At 72.6% G+C, this 16,899-nt stretch carries 15 protein-coding genes; 5 read left to right on the top strand and 10 right to left on the bottom strand.

The window, feature by feature from the left end; genetic code table 11:
• Window position 1 precedes the first annotated feature (1 nt).
• Window positions 2–829 (bottom strand): enoyl-CoA hydratase family protein, encoded by an 828-nt coding sequence (locus tag ACZ5CZ_RS32475; RefSeq protein WP_467543264.1) that lies wholly within the window; start codon window positions 827–829, stop codon window positions 2–4.
• Window positions 830–1,123: 294 nt separating this feature from the next.
• On the opposite strand from ACZ5CZ_RS32475, the gene ACZ5CZ_RS32470 reads away from it, so the two are divergent.
• Complete coding sequence (locus tag ACZ5CZ_RS32470) at window positions 1,124–1,576, top strand: ATP-binding protein (RefSeq protein ID WP_385840533.1); 453 nt, start codon at window positions 1,124–1,126, stop codon at window positions 1,574–1,576.
• On the opposite strand, the gene ACZ5CZ_RS32465 is transcribed toward ACZ5CZ_RS32470, so the two are convergent.
• The 3 genes from ACZ5CZ_RS32465 to ACZ5CZ_RS32455 form a co-directional block, all read right to left on the bottom strand.
• Window positions 1,536–2,984 carry an amino acid permease gene (locus tag ACZ5CZ_RS32465; RefSeq protein ID WP_385840532.1) on the bottom strand — a complete coding sequence of 483 codons (1,449 nt, stop codon included), beginning with the start codon at window positions 2,982–2,984 and terminating at the stop codon, window positions 1,536–1,538. The two genes, ACZ5CZ_RS32470 and ACZ5CZ_RS32465, sit on opposite strands and share 41 nt — an antisense overlap.
• Window positions 2,985–3,087: 103 nt before the next feature.
• Window positions 3,088–4,095 carry an ornithine carbamoyltransferase gene (gene argF / locus ACZ5CZ_RS32460; RefSeq protein ID WP_385840531.1) on the bottom strand — a complete coding sequence of 336 codons (1,008 nt, stop codon included), beginning with the start codon at window positions 4,093–4,095 and terminating at the stop codon, window positions 3,088–3,090.
• Between the two features lie 121 nt (window positions 4,096–4,216).
• A complete protein-coding gene (locus tag ACZ5CZ_RS32455) occupies window positions 4,217–5,440 on the bottom strand; it encodes an arginine deiminase (protein ID WP_468947924.1) in 1,224 nt (407 codons plus the stop codon).
• A gap of 140 nt (window positions 5,441–5,580) precedes the next feature.
• Between ACZ5CZ_RS32455 and ACZ5CZ_RS32450 the strand changes: the two genes are divergently transcribed.
• The gene (locus ACZ5CZ_RS32450; protein WP_468947922.1) at window positions 5,581–6,723 is read left to right on the top strand and encodes an SPFH domain-containing protein; all 1,143 of its coding nucleotides are present in this window, start codon (window positions 5,581–5,583) and stop codon (window positions 6,721–6,723) included.
• A complete protein-coding gene (locus ACZ5CZ_RS32445; RefSeq protein WP_468947920.1) occupies window positions 6,720–7,613 on the top strand; it encodes a hypothetical protein in 894 nt (297 codons plus the stop codon). Before ACZ5CZ_RS32450 ends, ACZ5CZ_RS32445 begins: the two co-directional genes overlap by 4 nt.
• A gap of 17 nt (window positions 7,614–7,630) precedes the next feature.
• On the opposite strand, the gene ACZ5CZ_RS32440 is transcribed toward ACZ5CZ_RS32445, so the two are convergent.
• From ACZ5CZ_RS32440 to ACZ5CZ_RS32425, 4 genes are all read right to left on the bottom strand, one after another.
• Window positions 7,631–10,237: a polynucleotide kinase-phosphatase gene (locus tag ACZ5CZ_RS32440; RefSeq protein WP_468947918.1), complete on the bottom strand. Its 2,607-nt coding sequence runs from the start codon at window positions 10,235–10,237 to the stop codon at window positions 7,631–7,633.
• A complete protein-coding gene (locus ACZ5CZ_RS32435; protein ID WP_468947916.1) occupies window positions 10,234–11,697 on the bottom strand; it encodes a 3' terminal RNA ribose 2'-O-methyltransferase Hen1 in 1,464 nt (487 codons plus the stop codon). Before ACZ5CZ_RS32435 ends, ACZ5CZ_RS32440 begins: the two co-directional genes overlap by 4 nt.
• Before the next feature lie 54 nt (window positions 11,698–11,751).
• Complete coding sequence (locus ACZ5CZ_RS32430) at window positions 11,752–12,651, bottom strand: DUF4232 domain-containing protein (RefSeq protein ID WP_468947914.1); 900 nt, start codon at window positions 12,649–12,651, stop codon at window positions 11,752–11,754.
• A 100-nt stretch (window positions 12,652–12,751) separates the two neighbouring features.
• Entirely contained in the window at window positions 12,752–13,684 is a 933-nt protein-coding gene (locus ACZ5CZ_RS32425; RefSeq protein WP_468947912.1) for a hypothetical protein, read from the bottom strand.
• 197 nt (window positions 13,685–13,881) lie between these two features.
• On the opposite strand from ACZ5CZ_RS32425, the gene ACZ5CZ_RS32420 reads away from it, so the two are divergent.
• Window positions 13,882–14,850: a D-alanyl-D-alanine carboxypeptidase family protein gene (locus ACZ5CZ_RS32420; protein ID WP_385840523.1), complete on the top strand. Its 969-nt coding sequence runs from the start codon at window positions 13,882–13,884 to the stop codon at window positions 14,848–14,850.
• Window positions 14,851–14,909: 59 nt separating this feature from the next.
• Here ACZ5CZ_RS32420 and ACZ5CZ_RS32415 read toward each other — a convergent pair whose 3' ends face one another.
• Window positions 14,910–15,833: an LLM class F420-dependent oxidoreductase gene (locus ACZ5CZ_RS32415; RefSeq protein WP_385840522.1), complete on the bottom strand. Its 924-nt coding sequence runs from the start codon at window positions 15,831–15,833 to the stop codon at window positions 14,910–14,912.
• Window positions 15,834–16,070: 237 nt separating this feature from the next.
• Here ACZ5CZ_RS32415 and ACZ5CZ_RS32410 point away from each other — a divergent pair, with 237 nt between their 5' ends.
• Window positions 16,071–16,268 carry a hypothetical protein gene (locus tag ACZ5CZ_RS32410; RefSeq protein WP_385840521.1) on the top strand — a complete coding sequence of 66 codons (198 nt, stop codon included), beginning with the start codon at window positions 16,071–16,073 and terminating at the stop codon, window positions 16,266–16,268.
• An 80-nt stretch (window positions 16,269–16,348) separates the two neighbouring features.
• On the opposite strand, the gene ACZ5CZ_RS32405 is transcribed toward ACZ5CZ_RS32410, so the two are convergent.
• Entirely contained in the window at window positions 16,349–16,819 is a 471-nt protein-coding gene (locus tag ACZ5CZ_RS32405; RefSeq protein WP_385840520.1) for a DUF6099 family protein, read from the bottom strand.
• Between the last annotated feature and the right edge of the window lie 80 nt (window positions 16,820–16,899).

The following is a 16,899-nucleotide window of genomic DNA, read 5'->3' as shown; positions in this document are numbered from 1 at the left end:
CTCACCTCCCCCGCCACTTCGGCGGCCGCTTCTCCGTGAAGGCCGCGTGGAACTCGGCGTAGTCCTCGCCGTTCATCAGCAGGGCCTGGGTCGCCGCGTCCAGTTCCACCGCGGCCGCCAGCGGCATGTCCAGCTCCGCGGTGAGCAGCGCCTTCGTCTGGGCGTGGGCCAGTGCGGGTCCGTCGGCCAGCCGGCGGGCCAGGGCCTGGGCCGCCTCCTCCACGCCGCCCTCCTCCACCAGCTCGCTGATGAGGCCGATCCGCTCCGCCTCCGGGGCCCGGACCGGTTCGCCGAGCATCAGCAGCCGGGTGGCGTGGCCGAGGCCGACGACGCGGGGCAGCAGATAGGCCGCGCCCATGTCGCCGCCGGACAGGCCGACGCGGGTGAAGAGGAAGGCGAACCGGGCCGTGGGGTCCGCGACGCGGAAGTCGGCGGCCAGGGCGAGGACCGCTCCGGCGCCTGCCGCCACCCCGTGCACCGCGGCGATCACCGGGAACGGGCACTCGCGGATCGCCCGCACCACCTGGCCGGTCATCCGGTTGAAGTCGAGGAGCTGGGCGGTGTCCAGGGACAGGGTGGCGCCGATGATCTCGTCGACGTCGCCGCCGGAGCAGAAGCCGCGCCCCTCGCCGGCCAGGACCAGGGCGCGGACGGCCCGCTCCCGGGACAGCTCGGCGAGCAGATCGCGCAGGTCGGCGTAGGCGCCGAAGGTGAGGGCGTTGAGCTTTTCGGGGCGGGCGAGGGTGACGGTGGCGACCCCGTCGGCGATGTGGACCCGCAGATGCTCCCAGTCGGCGGTGCGGACGGCGGAGCCGGTGAAGGGACTCATGGTGGGCGGCCTCCTAGGGCGGTGGTGCCGTAGGTTGCACTGTCCCATGAAGTTATCACTCGTTTTTGACTGTCGTCACGAGTGCGCGACACACCTCAGTCGATTGGCCGAGTCCGGTCACGTCCGTCACCGATCATCGACAGCGCCGTAACAGTGGGCCCGCACGGGCGAGGCAGGCCACCGGCCTGGGTAGGCCGCCGGTACCGGGGCCGAGGGTCCCGGCGAAGCCCGACGACGGTCTGTAGTGGCCGGGCCCGTACCATTCCTACAGTCGAAAGCAGGACAGCCTGCTCCATGAACGGACTCGCCTTGCACGAACGCCCCACCGAATCGGCCTCCTGGCGCATCGCGCTGCCGCACACCGCCGCCGCGGTGCCCGTGGCCCGCGCCCTGGTGCGTACGGCGCTCGCCGAGGTGGAGCACACCGCGGACAGCGACACGGCGGAACTGCTCACGGCCGAGCTGGTGGCCAACGCGGTGGAGCACACCGCGGGGCGCGGGCCGATAGAGCTGGTGGTGGAGCTGCTGCCGGGCGGCTGCCAGGTCGAGGTGCACGACCCCGACCCCGCGCCACCAGGGCATCTGACCCGCCCGGTGATCGAGAAACCGGACGTCTGGCAGGAGGGCGGGCGCGGGCTGCTGCTGATCCGCGCCCTCAGCTCCTCCTGCGGTCACCGCCCCACCCCGTCGGGCAAGGCGGTGTGGTTCACACTGCCTGCTGTTCCCGCACAGCGTCGTCGGCCGTGACCTCCGCGGCCGGGGCCTGGGCCAGGGTGGAGTGCCGGCGGCCGTACACGGCGTAGAGCACCGCGCCCACCGCGAGGAACACCGCGAACTGGACCCAGGTCTGCCAGCCCGTCTCGTACATCAGGTAGAGGCAGAAGGCGACGCCGAGCAGCGGGACCACCGGGTACAGCGGCACCCGGAAGCTGCGGGTGAGGCCCGGTTCGCGGCGGCGCAGGGCGATCACCGCGATGTTGACGACGGCCATGATCGCGAGGGTGCCGATGGTGCACAGGTTCATCACGGCGTCCAGGGAGGCGAAGGCCGCGGGGAGCGCGAAGACGACGGCGACGATCAGCGTGCCGGCCACCGGGGTGGAGGTCTTCGGGTTCACCTTCTCGAAGACGCGCGGGATCAGGCCGTCCCGGGACATCGACATCAGGATGCGGGTCTGGCCGTACATCACCGCGAGGACCACGGAGGCGATCGCGACGACCGCGCCGAAGGCGATGACCCCGCCGCCGACGGTGGATCCGGTGACCTCGTTGACGACGTAGGACAGGGCCGCCGGGCGGCCGGCCACCTGCTTGCCGCCGATGGCGCCGATCGCGGCGAGCGCGACCGCGCAGTACAGCAGGGTCACGATGCCCATGCAGACCATGATCGCGACCGGGATGTCCCGGCGCGGGTTCTTGGCCTCCTCGCCGGCCGTGGTGATCGCGTCGAAGCCGATGTACGAGAAGAACGCGGCGGTGGTGCCCGCGCCGATGCCGCCGAGGCCGGCCGGGGAGAACGGGGTGAGGTTGCCGTGCTTGAAGGCGCTGTAGCCGATGACGCAGAAGGCGAGCAGGATCGCGAGCTTCACCGCGGCCATGGCGGCGGTGGCCCGGGCGCTCTCCCGCACCCCGCGCACCAGCAGCACCGAGGCCATGGCGATGACGATCACCGCGGGGAGGTTGACGACGCCGCCGTCACCGGGGCCCGCGGACAGCGCGGCCGGGAGCTGGAGGCCGGTGAGGCTGTGCAGCAGCTCGTTGACGTACTGGCTCCAGCCGACGGCGACCGCCGAGATGGAGATGCCGTACTCCAGCAGCAGGCACCAGCCGACCAGGAAGGCGGTGGACTCGCCGAGGCCGGCGTAGGCGAAGGAGTACGAGGAACCGGAGACCGGGATCGCACCGCCCAGCTCGGCGAAGGAGAAGGCGGTGAAGACGCAGGTGATCGCGGCGAGGACGAAGGAGACGACGACGGCCGGGCCGGCCTGCGCGACGGAGTCGGACAGGCCCACGAAGATGCCGGTGCCGACGATGGCGCCGACACCGAAGCAGATCAGCTGGAACAGGCCCATCGTGCGCTGGAGGCCGTGGCCCTCGCGGTCGGCGCCGGATTCGGCGACGAGCAGGTGCGGGGACTTGATGCGTGGAGCGGGCATACGGGTGGTGCTCGTTTCTGATGGTGCGGGCGACTGTCGTACAGCCGCGGCGGTGGCCCGGGGAAGGGGTGGCTCCCTGGGCCGCCGGTCAGGATAAGGCCCCTCAGGCGAGGGTGGCGACCAGCAGCGCCTTGATGGTGTGCAGGCGGTTCTCGGCCTCGTCGAAGACGACCGAGTGGGCGGACTCGAAGACCTCGTCGGTGACCTCCAGCGAGGTCAGGCCGTGGTTCTCGTACACCTCGCGGCCGACGCCGGTGCCGAGGTCGTGGAAGGCCGGCAGGCAGTGCAGGAACTTCACGTCCGGGTTGCCGGTGGCGCGCAGGACCTCCATGGTCACGGCGTAGGGGGCGAGGGCGGTGATCCGCTCGGCCCAGACCTCCTTGGGCTCGCCCATGGAGACCCAGACGTCGGTGACGACGAAGTCGGCGCCCGCGACCCCGTCCGCGATCTCCTCGGTGAGGGTGATCCGGGCGCCGCTGGTGGCGGCCAGCTGCTGGGCGCGGTCCACGACGTCCTGCGCGGGCCAGTAGGCCTTGGGCGCGACGATCCGCACGTCCATGCCGAGCAGCGCGCCGGTGACCAGGTAGGAGTTGCCCATGTTGAAGCGGGCGTCGCCGAGGTAGGCGTAGCCGATCCGGTGCAGCGGCTTGGCGCTGTGCTCGACCATGGTGAGCACGTCGGCGAGCATCTGGGTGGGGTGCCAGTCGTCGGTGAGGCCGTTGTAGACGGGCACGCCGGCATGCGCGGCCAGCTCCTCGACCTTGGCCTGGCTGTCGCCCCGGTACTGGATGGCGTCGAACATCCGGCCGAGGACCCGGGCGGTGTCCTTGACCGACTCCTTGTGGCCGATCTGCGAGCCGGAGGGGTCCAGGTAGGTGGTGTGGGCGCCCTGGTCGGCGGCGGCGACCTCGAACGCGCAGCGGGTGCGCGTCGAGGTCTTCTCGAAGATCATCGCGATGTTCCGCCCGCGCAGGTACTGGGTCTCGGTCCCGGCCTTCTTGGCGGCCTTCAGCTCGGCGGCCAGCTCGACCAGACCGCGGAACTCCTCCTCGGTGAAGTCCAGCTCCTTGAGGAAGTGGCGGCCGGCGAGGGCGGTCGGGACTGTCGCCATGGGGGCGCTCCAGGGATGCGGGTGGCACGGACTTTTGGAATTCTATACGACGGTCGACATTTCTATACAGTCGCGCCCTCGTTGCGCACCTCACGTCCGCCAGGTGGACGGCGCCCGCCGGTCAGACGGCGTCCCGCTGCACCGGGCAGCTCATACAGCGCGGCCCGCCCCGGCCCCGCCCCAGCTCGCTGCCCGGGATCTCGATCACCTCGATGCCCTGCTTGCGCAGATGGGTGTTGGTGGTGGAGTTGCGCTCGTAGGCGACGACCACGCCGGGCTCGACGGCGAGCACGTTGCAGCCGTCGTCCCACTGCTCGCGCTCGGCCGCGTGCACGTCCTGGGTGGCGGTGAGCACCCGGATCTCACCGAGGCCGAGGGCGGCCGCGATGGCCCGGTGCATGTGCTCCGGCGGATGGTCGGTGACCTTCAGCTCGCGTTCGCCGACGCCCGGCTCGATGGTGTACGAGCGGAGCATGCCGAGCCCGGCGTACTGCGTGAAGGTGTCGCCGTCGACCATGGTCATCACCGTGTCGAGGTGCATGAACGCCCGCCGCTTGGGCATGTCGAGCGCGACGATCGTATGCGCCGAGCCGGCCGCGAACAGCTTGTGCGCGAGCATCTCCACGGCCTGCGGGGTGGTGCGCTCGCTCATCCCGATGAGGACGGCGCCGTTGCCGATCACCAGGACGTCGCCGCCCTCGATGGTGGAGGGGAAGTCGGCCTGCCCCCGGGACCAGACACGGAAGGCCTCGTCCCTGAAGAGCGGGTGATGGCGGTAGATCGCCTCGAAGTGCACGGTCTCGCGCTGCCGGGCGGGCCAGCGCATGGCGTTGATGGAGACACCGTCGTAGATCCACGCCGAGGTGTCGCGGGTGAAGAGGTGGTTGGGCAGCGGGGGGAGCAGGAAGTCGTCCAGCTCCATGACGTGGAAGCGGACCGAGGCGGGCTCCTCGTACAGCTCCAGGAACTCCCGCTTGGTCATGCCGCCCACCAGGACCTGGGCCAGCGCGTCCGGGGGCGTGCGGTCGAAGGCGGCGCGCAGATGGTCGGTGGCCAGGGGGCCGTACTCCTTCTCGTCGAAGACCCGGTCCAGGACGAGGGTGCGGGCCTCGGGGACCTGGAGGGTCTCGGCGAGCAGGTCGCCGAAGAGGTGCACGGCGACCCCGCGGTCGCGCAGCACGTCGGCGAACCCGTCGTGCTCGGCGCGGGCCCGGCGCACCCAGAGCACGTCGTCGAAGAGGAGGGCGTCCTTGTTGCTGGGGGTGAGCCTTTTGAGCTCGAGATCGGGCCGGTGCAGGATGACGCGGCGCAGCCGCCCGGCCTCGGAGTCGACATGGAATGCCATGCCTCCATCCTGACCACCGGGGCCCGGATTCACCCGCAACCGAGCAGATTCCCCGAACACCAGTTTTCGTCGCCTTGACGACAAGCGGGTACTCCGCTTATCGTCTAAGTGACGAAAATCAGAGGAACCAGGGGGACCCCATGGCCGACATCACCCGCCGCTTCGGCTGGCGCCATCTGCGGGGCGCGCCGACCGCGCACATCCGGCACCACCGCTCCGGACGGCTGGTGCACGACGGGCCCGGGCTCAGCTTCTGGTTCCGCGCGCTGACCGCGGCCCTCTCCGAGATCCCGGTGGACGACCGCGAACTGGCGATGACCTTCCACGCCCGTACGGCCGACTTCCAGGACGTGACCGTGCAGGCGACGGTCACCTACCGCATCGCCGACCCGGCGCTCGCCGCCACCCGGCTCGACTTCTCCGTCGACCCGGACACCGGCGCCTGGCGCGGCGCCCCGCTGGAACAGCTCGGCACCCTGCTCACCGAGACGGCCCAGGAACACGCCCTGGACGTGCTGGCCGGCACCCCGCTGGCGGCCGCGCTGACCGGCGGGGTCGCCGCGGTGCGCGAGCGCCTCGCGGCCGGACTCGCCGCGGAGCCCCGGCTCCCGGCCACCGGTATCGAGGTGGTCGCCGTCCGCGTGGTCGCCGTCCGCCCGGAGGCCGAGGTGGAACGCGCGCTGCGCACACCGGCCCGGGAGCTGATCCAGCAGGAGGCCGACCGGGCGACCTACGAGCGCCGGGCGGTGGCCGTGGAGCGGGAGCGGGCGATCGCCGAGAACGAACTGGCCAGCAAGATCGAACTCGCCCGGCGCGAGGAGCAGTTGGTCGAGCAGCGCGGCACCAACGCGCGGCGCGAGGCCGAGGAGCTGGCGACGGCGGACGCGGTGCGCGCGGACGCGGAGGCCACCCGCACGGTACGGCTCGCGGAGGCGGAAGCGGCCCGCACCGAGCGGCTGGCGCAGGCGGAGGCCGCCCGCACCGAGCGGATGACGACGGCCGAGGCCGCCCGGATGGAGCGGATGGCCGCGGCGGAGGCGGACAAGGCGGTACGGCTCGCCCGCGCGGAGGCCGAGCAGGCGCGCGAGGTGGGCGAGGCCCGGGCGCAGGCGCGGGCGGCCTGGCTGCGGGTGCACGCCGACGCCGAGGTGGCCACGCTGCACGCGCTCGCCGCGATGCGGGTGGCCGAGAACCTGCCGAACATCGACAGCGTGACCATCTCGCCGGACGTGCTGACCGGGCTCCTCGCGCGGCTCGGCGGCGCACCGGAGGCCGGGGCATGAGCCTCGCGCCGCGCGCCGTACTGGTCCACCGGACCACCGAGTACGAGGAGGTGGTGGCCCGGCACGGCACGCACGGCCAGGCCGCCTTCTTCCTCGCCTCCCGGGGCCGGGACATCGAGGAGGTCGCCGAGCGGCACCGGCGGGCCCACCGGGCGCTGGCCGAGGTGGTCGCGGCGGTGCCGCTGACCTGGCGGCAGGCGCGGGTGGAGCGGGCCGACCTGGACCGGTTCCTGTTCGCCCCGGAGGACGTGGTCGTGGTGGTCGGGCAGGACGGGCTGGTCGCGAACGTGGCCAAGTACCTGGCCGGTCAGCCGGTGATCGGCATCGACGCCGATCCCGGCCGCAACCCCGGTGTCCTGGTGCGCCACCGCCCGGCGGACGCCGCGCAGCTTCTGCCGGGGGTGTATCAGACCGGCGCCGACGAACTCACCATGGTGGAGGCCGTCGCCGATGACACCCAGCGGCTGGTGGCCCTCAACGAGATCTACCTGGGCGCCGCCGGTCATCAGACCGCCCGGTACCGCCTGGGCCTCGACGGCGACGGGGGTGTCGCCGAGGCCCAGGCCTCCTCCGGGGTGCTGGTCGGCACCGGCACCGGGGCGACGGGCTGGCTCCGCTCGGTGTGGCAGGAGCGCGGCAGCCGGCTCCCGCTGCCCTCCCCCACCGAGGACCGCCTGGTGTGGTTCGTCCGCGAGGCCTGGCCGTCCCCGGCCACCGGTACGACCCTGGTGGCGGGCGACCTCACGGCCGCGGCGGCGCTGACGCTCACCGTGGAGTCCGACCGCCTGATCGCCTTCGGCGACGGCATCGAATCCGACGCCCTCCACCTCACCTGGGGCCAGACGGTCCGCCTGGGCGTGTCCGCACACCGCCTGCGGCTGGCCGGGTAGTGCCGCGCAGTGGGTTCCTACAGGCGGGGGTCGACCGGTTCCGATTCCAGGGCCAGTACGCCGAACACCGCCTCGTGCACCCGCCACAGCGGCTCCCCGGCGGCGAGCCGGTCCAGGGCTTCCAGGCCGAGGGCGTACTCGCGCAGGGCGAGGGACCGCTTGTGGTTCAGGAACCGCTGCCGCAGCCGGCCGAGCTGCTCGGGCCGGGTGTACTCGGGGCCGTAGATGATCCGCAGGTACTCGCGGCCCCGGCACTTGATGCCGGGCTGCACCAGCCGGCCCTCCGGGCTGCGCACCAGCGCGCCGACCGGCTTGACGACCATGCCCTCGCCGCCGCGCCCGGTCATCTCCAGCCACCAGTCGACACCGGCACGGACCGACTCGGGATCGCCGGTGTCGACGTACAGCCGCCGGGTGGTCCGCAGCAGCCCGGTGCCGTCGTGCTCCACCATCCGGTCGATCAGGGCGAGTTGCTCGTCGTGCGGCAGCGCGGCGAGGCTGCGGCCCTGGGCGGCCAGGATCTGGAACGGGGCCAGCCGGACGCCGTCCAGGCCGTCGGTGGTCCAGCAATAGCGGCGGTAGGCGGCGGTGAACGCGGCCGCGTCGGCGGCGCGTTCCCGCTGGCGGTCCAGCAGGCCGGTGACGTCGACACCCCGGGCGGCGGCGGTCTCCAGCGCGGTCAGCGCGTCCGGGAACACCGCGCCGGAGGCGGCGCCCACGGCCGCGTACTGGCTGCGCAGCAGCCCCCCGGCCTTCAGCGACCAGGGCATCAGCTCGGCGTCCAGCAGCAGCCAGTCGGTGGCCAGTTCGTCCCACAGACCCGCGGCACCGATCGCCGAGCGAAGCCGGCCGAGGATCTCCTCGGTGACCTTCTCGTCGTCGAAGAACGGCCGCCCGGTACGGGTGTAGAGGGACCCGGTCGGGCCTCCCCCGCTCTCGGCTTCGCTCGAGCGGGAGGTGCCCCCAGCGCCGAACCGCTCGCGCGCCGTCGCCGCGTCCCGGCACACCAGGGCCACGGCCCGCGAGCCCATGTGCTTCTCCTCGCACACGACCCGCTCGACCCCGTCCCGCGCGTAACTCGCGAACGCCTCGACCGGATGCTCCAGTAAGTGTCCATCAGCGGCTCCGCCGCGGGCATCCGCCGTGGAGGTCGCCGTCGGCGCCATGGTCGGCGGCAGGTACGGCAGCAGGCGCGGGTCGACCGCGAAGCGGCTCATGACCTCCAGCGCAGCCGCCGCGTTCTCCTCGCGGACCGCCACCAGCCCCGCGTGCCGGGTCTCCACCGCCCGGCGGCCGTGCACGTCCGCCAGGTCCAGCGGACGGCCGTCCAGACCGCCGGGCGCCTCGGTGCGCAGCGGCCTCGCCGGCTCGTACCAGACCCGCTCGGCCGGTACGTCGACCAGCTCCCGCTCCGGCCAGCGCAGCGCGGTCAGTCTGCCGCCGAAGACGGCACCGGTGTCCAGACAGATGGTGTTGTTCAGCCAGCTCGCCTGCGGGACGGGGGTGTGGCCGTAGACCACCGCCGCCCGGCCCCGGTACTCCTCCGCCCACGGGTAGCGCACCGGCAGCCCGAACTCGTCGGTCTCGCCGGTGGTGTCGCCGTACAGGGCGTGCGAGCGGACCCGGCCGGAGGTGCGGCCGTGGTACTTCTCGGGCAGCCCGGCGTGGCAGACGACCAGCTTGCCGCCGTCGAGGACGTAGTGGCTGACGAGTCCGTCGAGGAACTCCCGCACCTCCTGCCGGAACTCCTCGCTCTCCTGCTCCATCTGCGCGATGGTCTCGGCCAGTCCGTGGGTGTGCCGGACGTTGCGGCCCTTGAGGTAACGGCCGTACTTGTTCTCGTGGTTGCCGGGCACGCACAGGGCGTTGCCCGACTTCACCATCGACATCACCCGGCGCAGCACCCCGGGGCTGTCGGGGCCGCGGTCGACGAGGTCGCCGACGAAGACGGCGGTACGGCCCTCGGGGTGGACTCCGTCGACGTAGCCCAGCTTGCCCAGCAGGGACTCCAGTTCGGCGGAGCAGCCGTGGATGTCGCCGACGATGTCGAAGGGGCCGGTGAGGTGGGTCAGGTCGTTGAACCGCTTCTCGGTGACGACGGTGGCCTGCTCGGCCTCCGCCGGGCCGCGCAGCACATGCACCTTGCGGAAGCCCTCGCGCTCCAGGTGGCGGAGCGAGCGGCGCAGTTCGCGGATGTGCCGCTGGATGACCCGGCGCGGCATGTCCGCGCGGTCGGCGCGGGCCGCGTTGCGCTCGGCGCACACCTCCTCCGGCATGTCCAGCACGATGGCGATGGGCAGGACGTCGTACTTCCGGGCGAGTTCGATCAGCTGGCGCCGGCTGTCCTGCTGCACGCTGGTGGCGTCCACCACGGTCCGGCGGCCGGCCGCCAGCCGCTTGCCGGCGATGTAGTGCAGGACGTCGAAGGCGTCCCGGGTGGCGCTCTGGTCGTTCTCGTCGTCACAGACCAGTCCGCGGCAGAAGTCCGAGGAGATGACCTCGGTGGGCTTGAAGTGCCGGCGGGCGAAGGTCGACTTGCCGGAGCCGGAGGCGCCGACGAGGACGACGAGGGAGAGGTCGGTGACGGGAAGGACCCGCCGCTTGCTGTCGGTCGCCTCGGTCATGCTGCCTTCGCCTCCTTCACGGCGTCGAGGGTGAACACTGCCATCTGGGTGGGCGGTCCCACCTCGGGGTCGTCGGGGCCGACGGGACGGAACTCCACGGTGTAGCCGTGCCGTTCGGCGACGGCGGCCGCCCAGGCGCGGAACTCCTCGCGGGTCCACTCGAAGCGGTGGTCGCTGTGGCGCACATGTCCGGCCGGGAGGGTCTCCCAGCGGACGTTGTACTCGACGTTCGGCGTGGTCACGAGGACCGTGCGCGGGCGGGCGTGCCCGAACACCGCGTACTCCAGCGCGGGCAGCCGGGGCAGGTCGAGGTGTTCGACGACCTCGCTGAGCACGGCGGCGTCGTAGCCCTTGAGCCGGTTGTCCGTGTAGGCGAGCGAGCCCTGGACGAGCCGGACCCGCGCGGCCTGCCGCTCGCCCATGCGGTCCAGCCCGAGCCGCCGCCCCGCGATGGCCAGCGCACGCATCGACACGTCGACGCCGACGATCTCGGTGAACCGCGCGTCCTTCAGCAGCGCCTGCACCAACTGGCCCTGGCCGCAGCCGAGATCGAGCACCCGGGCGGCACCGCAGGCGCCCAGCGCGTCGATGATCGCCTCCCGGCGCTGCACGGCGAGCGGGGTCGGCCGCTCCTCCGTCTCGGTCTCCTCCCCGACCGCGTTGTCGATGTCCTCGACCTCGCTGTCGTCGGCCTCCGCGAGCCGCACCAGCTCCAGCCGCTCCATGGCCTGCCGGGCCAGCGACCAGCGGCGGGACAGATAGCGGCCGACGATCAGCTTCTGCTCCGGGTGCCCGGGCAGCCAGCCCTCGCCGGCCCGCAGCAGCTTGTCCACCTCGTCGGCCGAGACCCAGTAGTGCTTGGCGTCGTCGAGCACCGGCAGCAGGACGTACAGATGGCGCAGCGCCTCGGCGAGGGTCAGCGTCCCGGCCTGAAGGACCAGGCGGACGTAGCGCGAGTCGCCCCACTGCGGGAACTCGCTGTCCAGGGCGACCGGTTCGGCGGTCACCGCCCAGCCGAGCGGCTCGAAGAGCCGGCGGACCAGTTCCGGTCCGCCGCGGGCGGGCAGCGCGGGAATCTCGATGCGCAGCGGCAGCGGGGTGGCGGCCCGCTCCGGGCGGGCGGTGCAGACCCCGCGCATGGCGCTGGAGAAGACACCGCTCAGCGCGACCGCGAGCAGCGAGGACGCGGCGTAGGGCCGGTCGTTGACGTACTGCGCGAGCGCCGCGTCGGGGGCGCCGCCGCGGCCCTTGCCCTTGCCCCGCCGGACCAGCGCGACCGGATCGATCTCCAGGAGCAGCGCGGCCGTGCAGCGCGTGTCGTCCGCCTCGGGGTAGAAGACGTGCGCGGTGCCGTGGGAGGTGGAGAACCGCTGCGCCTTGTCAGGGTGCTTGTGCAGCAGGAATCCGAGGTCGGTGGCCGGGCGGGCGGAGTCGCCGTGTGTGGAGATCGTCAGGAACACGCCACCGAGTCTGTCGCTCCCCCACCGCTGCGACCACTGGTTTTCCGCACCCCGCTAGCCGGCGTCCTCCTTCTTCCAGGGGCCGACGCCGAGCCGGCCGGTGGTACCGAGGTCCAGTTCGGGGGTCACCGTCACGGGCGCGGCGCCGGGCCTGGCCCATACCCGTACGTAGGGCGCGTTGACGGGGGCGCCGGCCTCGGTGGTGTTGCGCCAGACGAGGGCGGCATAGGCGCGCTCGCCGGGGGCGAGGGTGAGGGGCCGCGGGGTGCCGTCGGCGCCGGTGCTGGTGGCGACGCTTTCGCCGGGGACGATCCGGACGCCGGTGACGGGTGCGTGGTCGGCGCCGAGGACGCGGAGTGCGGGGCGGCCGTCGAGGGCGTACGGGCGTGTGCCGCAGTTCTCCAGGTGCAGGCCGACGACGCGCAGCCCCATGGCGGCGTCGCCCTGGTCGGGGTAGAGGCGTGTCCCGGAGGCCGGGCAGGGGCCGCCCTGGGAGGGCGCTTCGGCGGTGGGGACGCTGCGCACCTGCTCGACCGACACGCCGGCCACGGCGGAGGCGCCCGCGGGCAGTTCGCCGAGTACGACGCTGCCGCGGACGGTACGGCCCGGTCCGACGCCCGGCACGGTCTGCCGGGCGATGCCGGTGCCGTCGCCGGGCGCGGGCCGGAAGCGAAAGGTGACGGTGTAGGTCATCGCCGTCCGCTCGGGGTTGGTGACCGTGAAGTCGGCGAAGAGGCGGCCGCTCCGGCAGCCGTGGCCGCCGCCGGACACGCCGGTGATCGTCACCCCGTCCCGGGTCGGGGTGGCGGCGGGCAGCGGCTGCGGGGTGCCGGTGGCGGAAGGGCAGCGGGGTTCGGCGCCGGTCCCGCCCGGTCCGGCCGTCTTCGAGCCGCAGCCCGTCAGCGCGAGCAGGGTCACCGCGGCGGCGGCGCGAAGGAGCGGGGTTCGGCGCATCCGGTGATCGTCGACGGGGGCGGACCGGCCGGTGTAGGGCGGAGGCCACAGTTCCTGTCACAGGCGTGTCACAGGGCGGCCGGGGTGGCGTCCGGGGCGCTCAGGACTCCTGGTCGATGACCGCCTGGGCCTTGTCGAGGGCGCGGGCGTCCGCGGCGAGCACCCGGTCGAGGTCGGCCTTGTGCCCGCCGATGGCGGCCTTCTGGGCGCGGATGTCGATGGTGTGCACGGTGCGGATGTAGTCGGTGTCGAGCTTGCACCGGGCGTCGGCGGTCGCGGTCTTCGTCTCCTTCTCCGAAGGCCCGTCGGTCCGGTGCCAGGCGAAGTCGTCGGTGGCCTGGTCGGGATCGGAGTAGTGGAAGCCCTTCTTCTTCATACAGGCCGACCAGGCGCGGTCGGCCTTCTTCCAGGCCGGGTCCTTCCGCGCCTGCTTGTGGGACTCGTACCAGAGTTCCATGGCCAGCGCGAAGGAGCCGGTGAGCTTCAGCCCGCCGACCTTCGTCGCCTTGGGCGGCGCGCCGTACAGCGTGCGGGTCGCCCGGCCCAGGCAGCCGCCCTCGGGGATGGCGTGACCGTGGGCGAGGTGGCTGTCGCCGGAGCCGAAGGCGCCGGTGAGCGCGAGGTACTGGTCGTCGGGCCACTCCTGCGGCTGGCTGTCCTTCTCCGGGTCGCGGAGGTGGTAGCCGCGCTGGGCCGCCAGATCGGGGTCGTCGACGCCGTACGGGCTGTCGTCACCGACCGAGCTGCTGAGCGGGGCGTTTCCCTTGCGGACCGGGTAGGTCGACTCGACGGTGCTGGTGTCGAGCGCCGAGAAGCCCGCGTACCCGAGGCCGATCATGCACCGCTTGGCCAGCAGCCACTGCGCCTTGACGATGGTCTTCCCGTCGTCCGAGGCGGGGTCCGGCAGATAGCTGTGCAGCGGGAACGCCGCCATGGTGTTGAGTCGCCGGGCCTGCTCGGCATGGTCGTCGTCATGACCGGTGAACTGGCATGCCGACAGGGCCAGCAGGCCGGTGAGGGTGAGGGGAAGCACTTTGCGCACCCGGTCATCCGATCAGCTCGCGATCACGGGCGCTGTGATGGAGCCCACAGTTCCGTCACAGGTTCCACGGATACGGCACACCGTGCGGCGCTCGCACCGGCCGCTGTGATCTCCGCCATGGCCGCGGGAACCCGGACCTGATGGAGTGAGCGCCTGTCAACTGACCACTGACGCAAGGGGAACGAACCATGACGACCAGTCGAGGGATGCGCGCGGGCGGCAGAGCCGTCGCCACGGCGGCGGCCGGTGCCGTCCTCGCCACGGGGATCCTCGCGGCCGCACCGGCCCAGGCGGCGCCCGCGGCACAGCCGCACACGTCGGCGGGCGCGCCGTCGCGCGTGTCCGCCGCGGCGCCGCAGGTGTCGGCGCAGGGCGCGTACGCGATGAACGCGGCCACCGGCAAGGCGCTGTTCACCAAGGCCGCCACCGCACCGCTGCGCACCGGCTCCACGACGAAGATCATGACGGCGCTCGTGGTGCTGTCGCAGCCGAAGCTGAACCTCGACCGGAAGGTGAAGATCAAGAAGGAGTACACGGACTACGTGATCGACCCGGTCACCCATGTCCAGCGCTACTCCAGCGCACGGCTGGTCCTCGGTGACTCGATGAAGGTGCGCGACCTGCTGTACGGGCTGATGCTGCCGTCGGGCTGCGACGCGGCCTACGCACTGGCGGACACCTACGGCACCGGCTCGACGACGGCCGCCCGCACCAAGTCCTTCATCGCCAAGATGAACGCCAAGGCCCGTGAACTGGGGCTGACCAACACCTACTTCGACTCCTTCGACGGGGTGTCGAACGGCAACAACCACGCCTCGCCGCGCGACCTGGCGAAGCTGGCCGCGACCGCGCTGAAGAACGCGACGTTCAAGAAGGTCGTCGGCACCAAGAAGTACGCCGACATGACGTCGTACCGGCCCGGTGGCGGCACCACCGCCATGGCCCCCTGGAAGAACACGAACACCCTGCTCGACACCTACAAGGGCGCCATCGGCGTGAAGACCGGCTCCGGGACGGAGGCCGGGTTCTGCCTGGTGTTCGCGGCCACCCGGGGCGGCAAGACCGTCGTGGGCACGATCCTCGCGGACACCTCGGTGGACCAGCGGTTCAAGGACGCGACGAAGATCCTCGACTACGGCTTCGCCCAGCGCGGCTGAGTCCCCCGTCCCCCTGGCCCGGGCGAAGCCGGCCGGGCCAGGGGGCTGCCGCGGGGGCGTTACGACAGCTGCGACTGGACCTGGGCGGAGATCAGCTCCAGGTGGTCCAGGTCGTCGAGGTCCAGGATCTGGAGGTAGATCCGCCGGGAGCCGATCTCGGCGTACCGGCCGATCTTGTCGACCACCTCGGCCGGGGAACCGGCGAGTCCGTTGACCTTCAGCTCCTCCACCTCACGGCCGATCGCGGCCGCACGCCGGGCCACCTCCTGGTCGTCCCGGCCGACGCAGACCACGAGGGCGTTGGAGTACGTCAGCTCGTCCGCGGCCCGGCCGGCCTCCTCGGCGGCGGCGCGCACCCGGCCGAACTGCCGCTCGCTGTCCTCGACCGAGGCGAACGGCATGTTGAACTCGTCCGCGTACCGGCCGGCCAGCCGCGGCGTGCGGGTCGCGCCGTGGCCGCCGATGAGCACCGGGATCCGCCGCTGGGCCGGCTTGGGCAGCGCGGGCGATTCGGTGAGGTCGTAGTACCTGCCGTGGAAGTCGAAGGTCTTGCCCACCTCGGTGGCCCACAGCCCGGTGACGATCGCCAGCTGCTCCTCCAGCCGCCCGAACTTCTCCTTCGGGAACGGGATGCCGTACGCCTTGTGCTCCTCCTCGAACCAGCCCGCGCCGAGGCCCAGCTCGACCCGGCCGCCGGACATCTGGTCCACCTGGGCGACCTGGATGGCGAGCACACCGGGCAGCCGGAAGGTGCCGGCGGTCATCAGGGTGCCGAGGCGGATGCGCCGGGTCTCGCGGGCGAGTCCGGCGAGCGTGATCCAGGCGTCCGTGGGACCGGGCAGTCCGTCGGAGCTGCCCATGCGGAGGTAGTGGTCGCTGCGGAAGAAGGCGTCGAAGCCGAGGTCCTCGGTGGCCTTGGCCACGGTGAGCAAGGTGTCGTAGGTGGCCCCCTGCTGGGGCTCGGTGAAGATTCGAAGGTCCATACATCCATCCTGCACGCCCCGGGCGCCGTCAACCTCGCCGGTACCCCGTGGCGCGGCGGTCCCCGGTCGGGTGAAATTCGCCGTCCCGCGCGCGGGCCGGGCGCCGGGCCAGTGACCGGCCCCGGCGGTGATCGTTGGGCCGTCGGAGCCGGACCGTCCGGCACCCGCGCCGGACGGTGGCCGCCGTCGCGCGTCAACGCGCCGGCCCTGCCGGGGCCGGGGGCCGAGGAGGCCGTCATGTCCGAAGAGTCGGTTCCGCCGCAGGGTGGCCCGGCCGGTCAGCCGAGTGGCTCCGCCGGCCGGCCCAAGGGGCTGCTGGAGCAGATGGAGGAGCTGATGGCCGCGCTGAACGCGGATCTGTCGGCCCTGGCGGATCTTCAGGCGGGGGGACCGCGGCGGACCCCGGCCGGCGAGGCGGAGCTGGGCACCGCCTGACCCCTCGGCTGCCGCCGGCGGCACCGCACCGGACATGCCGTCGACGCCCTCGCCGCACCCCGTCCCCTCGCTTGCTTCACTCAGCCGTACTCCCGCTCGGGTAACGCCTCCTCGCGCGCGGCCAGCTTGCGCAGCATCTCCAGGACGCGGTCACGGGACTCGTCGGCCGCGTCGATGGCCTCCATGCACTGCCAGTACGTGGTCTCGTCGGCCGCGGTGCTGGCCAGGCCGACCAGGGTGATGCCGACCTCGGCGAGCAGCCCGCCCAGGCAGAGCAGGGTCTCGCGGGCGTCGGTCAACCCGGTGAGCTGGGCGGCGCGCAGATCGCCGGGGTCGAGTTCGGGCGGGTCCAGGACGCCGCAGCCCCGGCCCGCCAGCTCGGTCAGGCCGAGCGCCTCGCCGCGCAGCTCCGGCGGACCGGAGACGGCGAGCCGGCTGCCGATCGCCTGGGCCAGGGCCTGTGCCTGCCACACCTCCGCCATCAGCTCCGGCGCGTCGGTGCCGCCCGTCAGGGCGCGCCGGCTCGTGAGGATCAGACCTATCGCTTCCACGCCGTACCCCCGTCCGTCCACCGCGCTGCCTCGCACGGCCGAGTGAACTCTTCTGTTCACTACCCAGAGTGAGGGTCTGT

The sequence above is a fragment of the Streptomyces sp. NPDC031418 genome (assembly GCF_055581605.1).
The sequence above is the reverse complement of the archived record's forward strand: the minus strand, read 5'-3'. Positions and strand labels throughout refer to the sequence as shown.

Bases quoted from the DNA above. Each gene is read 5' to 3' on its own strand.
- ACZ5CZ_RS32475 (WP_467543264.1), bottom strand. From the start codon at position 829: ATGAGTCCCTTCACCGGCTCCGCCGTCCGCACCGCCGACTGGGAGCAT.
- ACZ5CZ_RS32465 (WP_385840532.1), bottom strand. From the start codon at position 2,984: ATGCCCGCTCCACGCATCAAGTCCCCGCACCTGCTCGTCGCCGAATCC.
- ACZ5CZ_RS32445 (WP_468947920.1), top strand. From the start codon at position 6,720: ATGAGCCTCGCGCCGCGCGCCGTACTGGTCCACCGGACCACCGAGTAC.
- ACZ5CZ_RS32440 (WP_468947918.1), bottom strand. From the start codon at position 10,237: ATGACCGAGGCGACCGACAGCAAGCGGCGGGTCCTTCCCGTCACCGAC.
- argF (WP_385840531.1), bottom strand. From the start codon at position 4,095: ATGGCGACAGTCCCGACCGCCCTCGCCGGCCGCCACTTCCTCAAGGAG.
- ACZ5CZ_RS32455 (WP_468947924.1), bottom strand. From the start codon at position 5,440: ATGGCATTCCATGTCGACTCCGAGGCCGGGCGGCTGCGCCGCGTCATC.
- ACZ5CZ_RS32430 (WP_468947914.1), bottom strand. From the start codon at position 12,651: ATGCGCCGAACCCCGCTCCTTCGCGCCGCCGCCGCGGTGACCCTGCTC.
- ACZ5CZ_RS32450 (WP_468947922.1), top strand. From the start codon at position 5,581: ATGGCCGACATCACCCGCCGCTTCGGCTGGCGCCATCTGCGGGGCGCG.
- ACZ5CZ_RS32470 (WP_385840533.1), top strand. From the start codon at position 1,124: ATGAACGGACTCGCCTTGCACGAACGCCCCACCGAATCGGCCTCCTGG.
- ACZ5CZ_RS32420 (WP_385840523.1), top strand. From the start codon at position 13,882: ATGACGACCAGTCGAGGGATGCGCGCGGGCGGCAGAGCCGTCGCCACG.
- ACZ5CZ_RS32410 (WP_385840521.1), top strand. From the start codon at position 16,071: ATGTCCGAAGAGTCGGTTCCGCCGCAGGGTGGCCCGGCCGGTCAGCCG.
- ACZ5CZ_RS32415 (WP_385840522.1), bottom strand. From the start codon at position 15,833: ATGGACCTTCGAATCTTCACCGAGCCCCAGCAGGGGGCCACCTACGAC.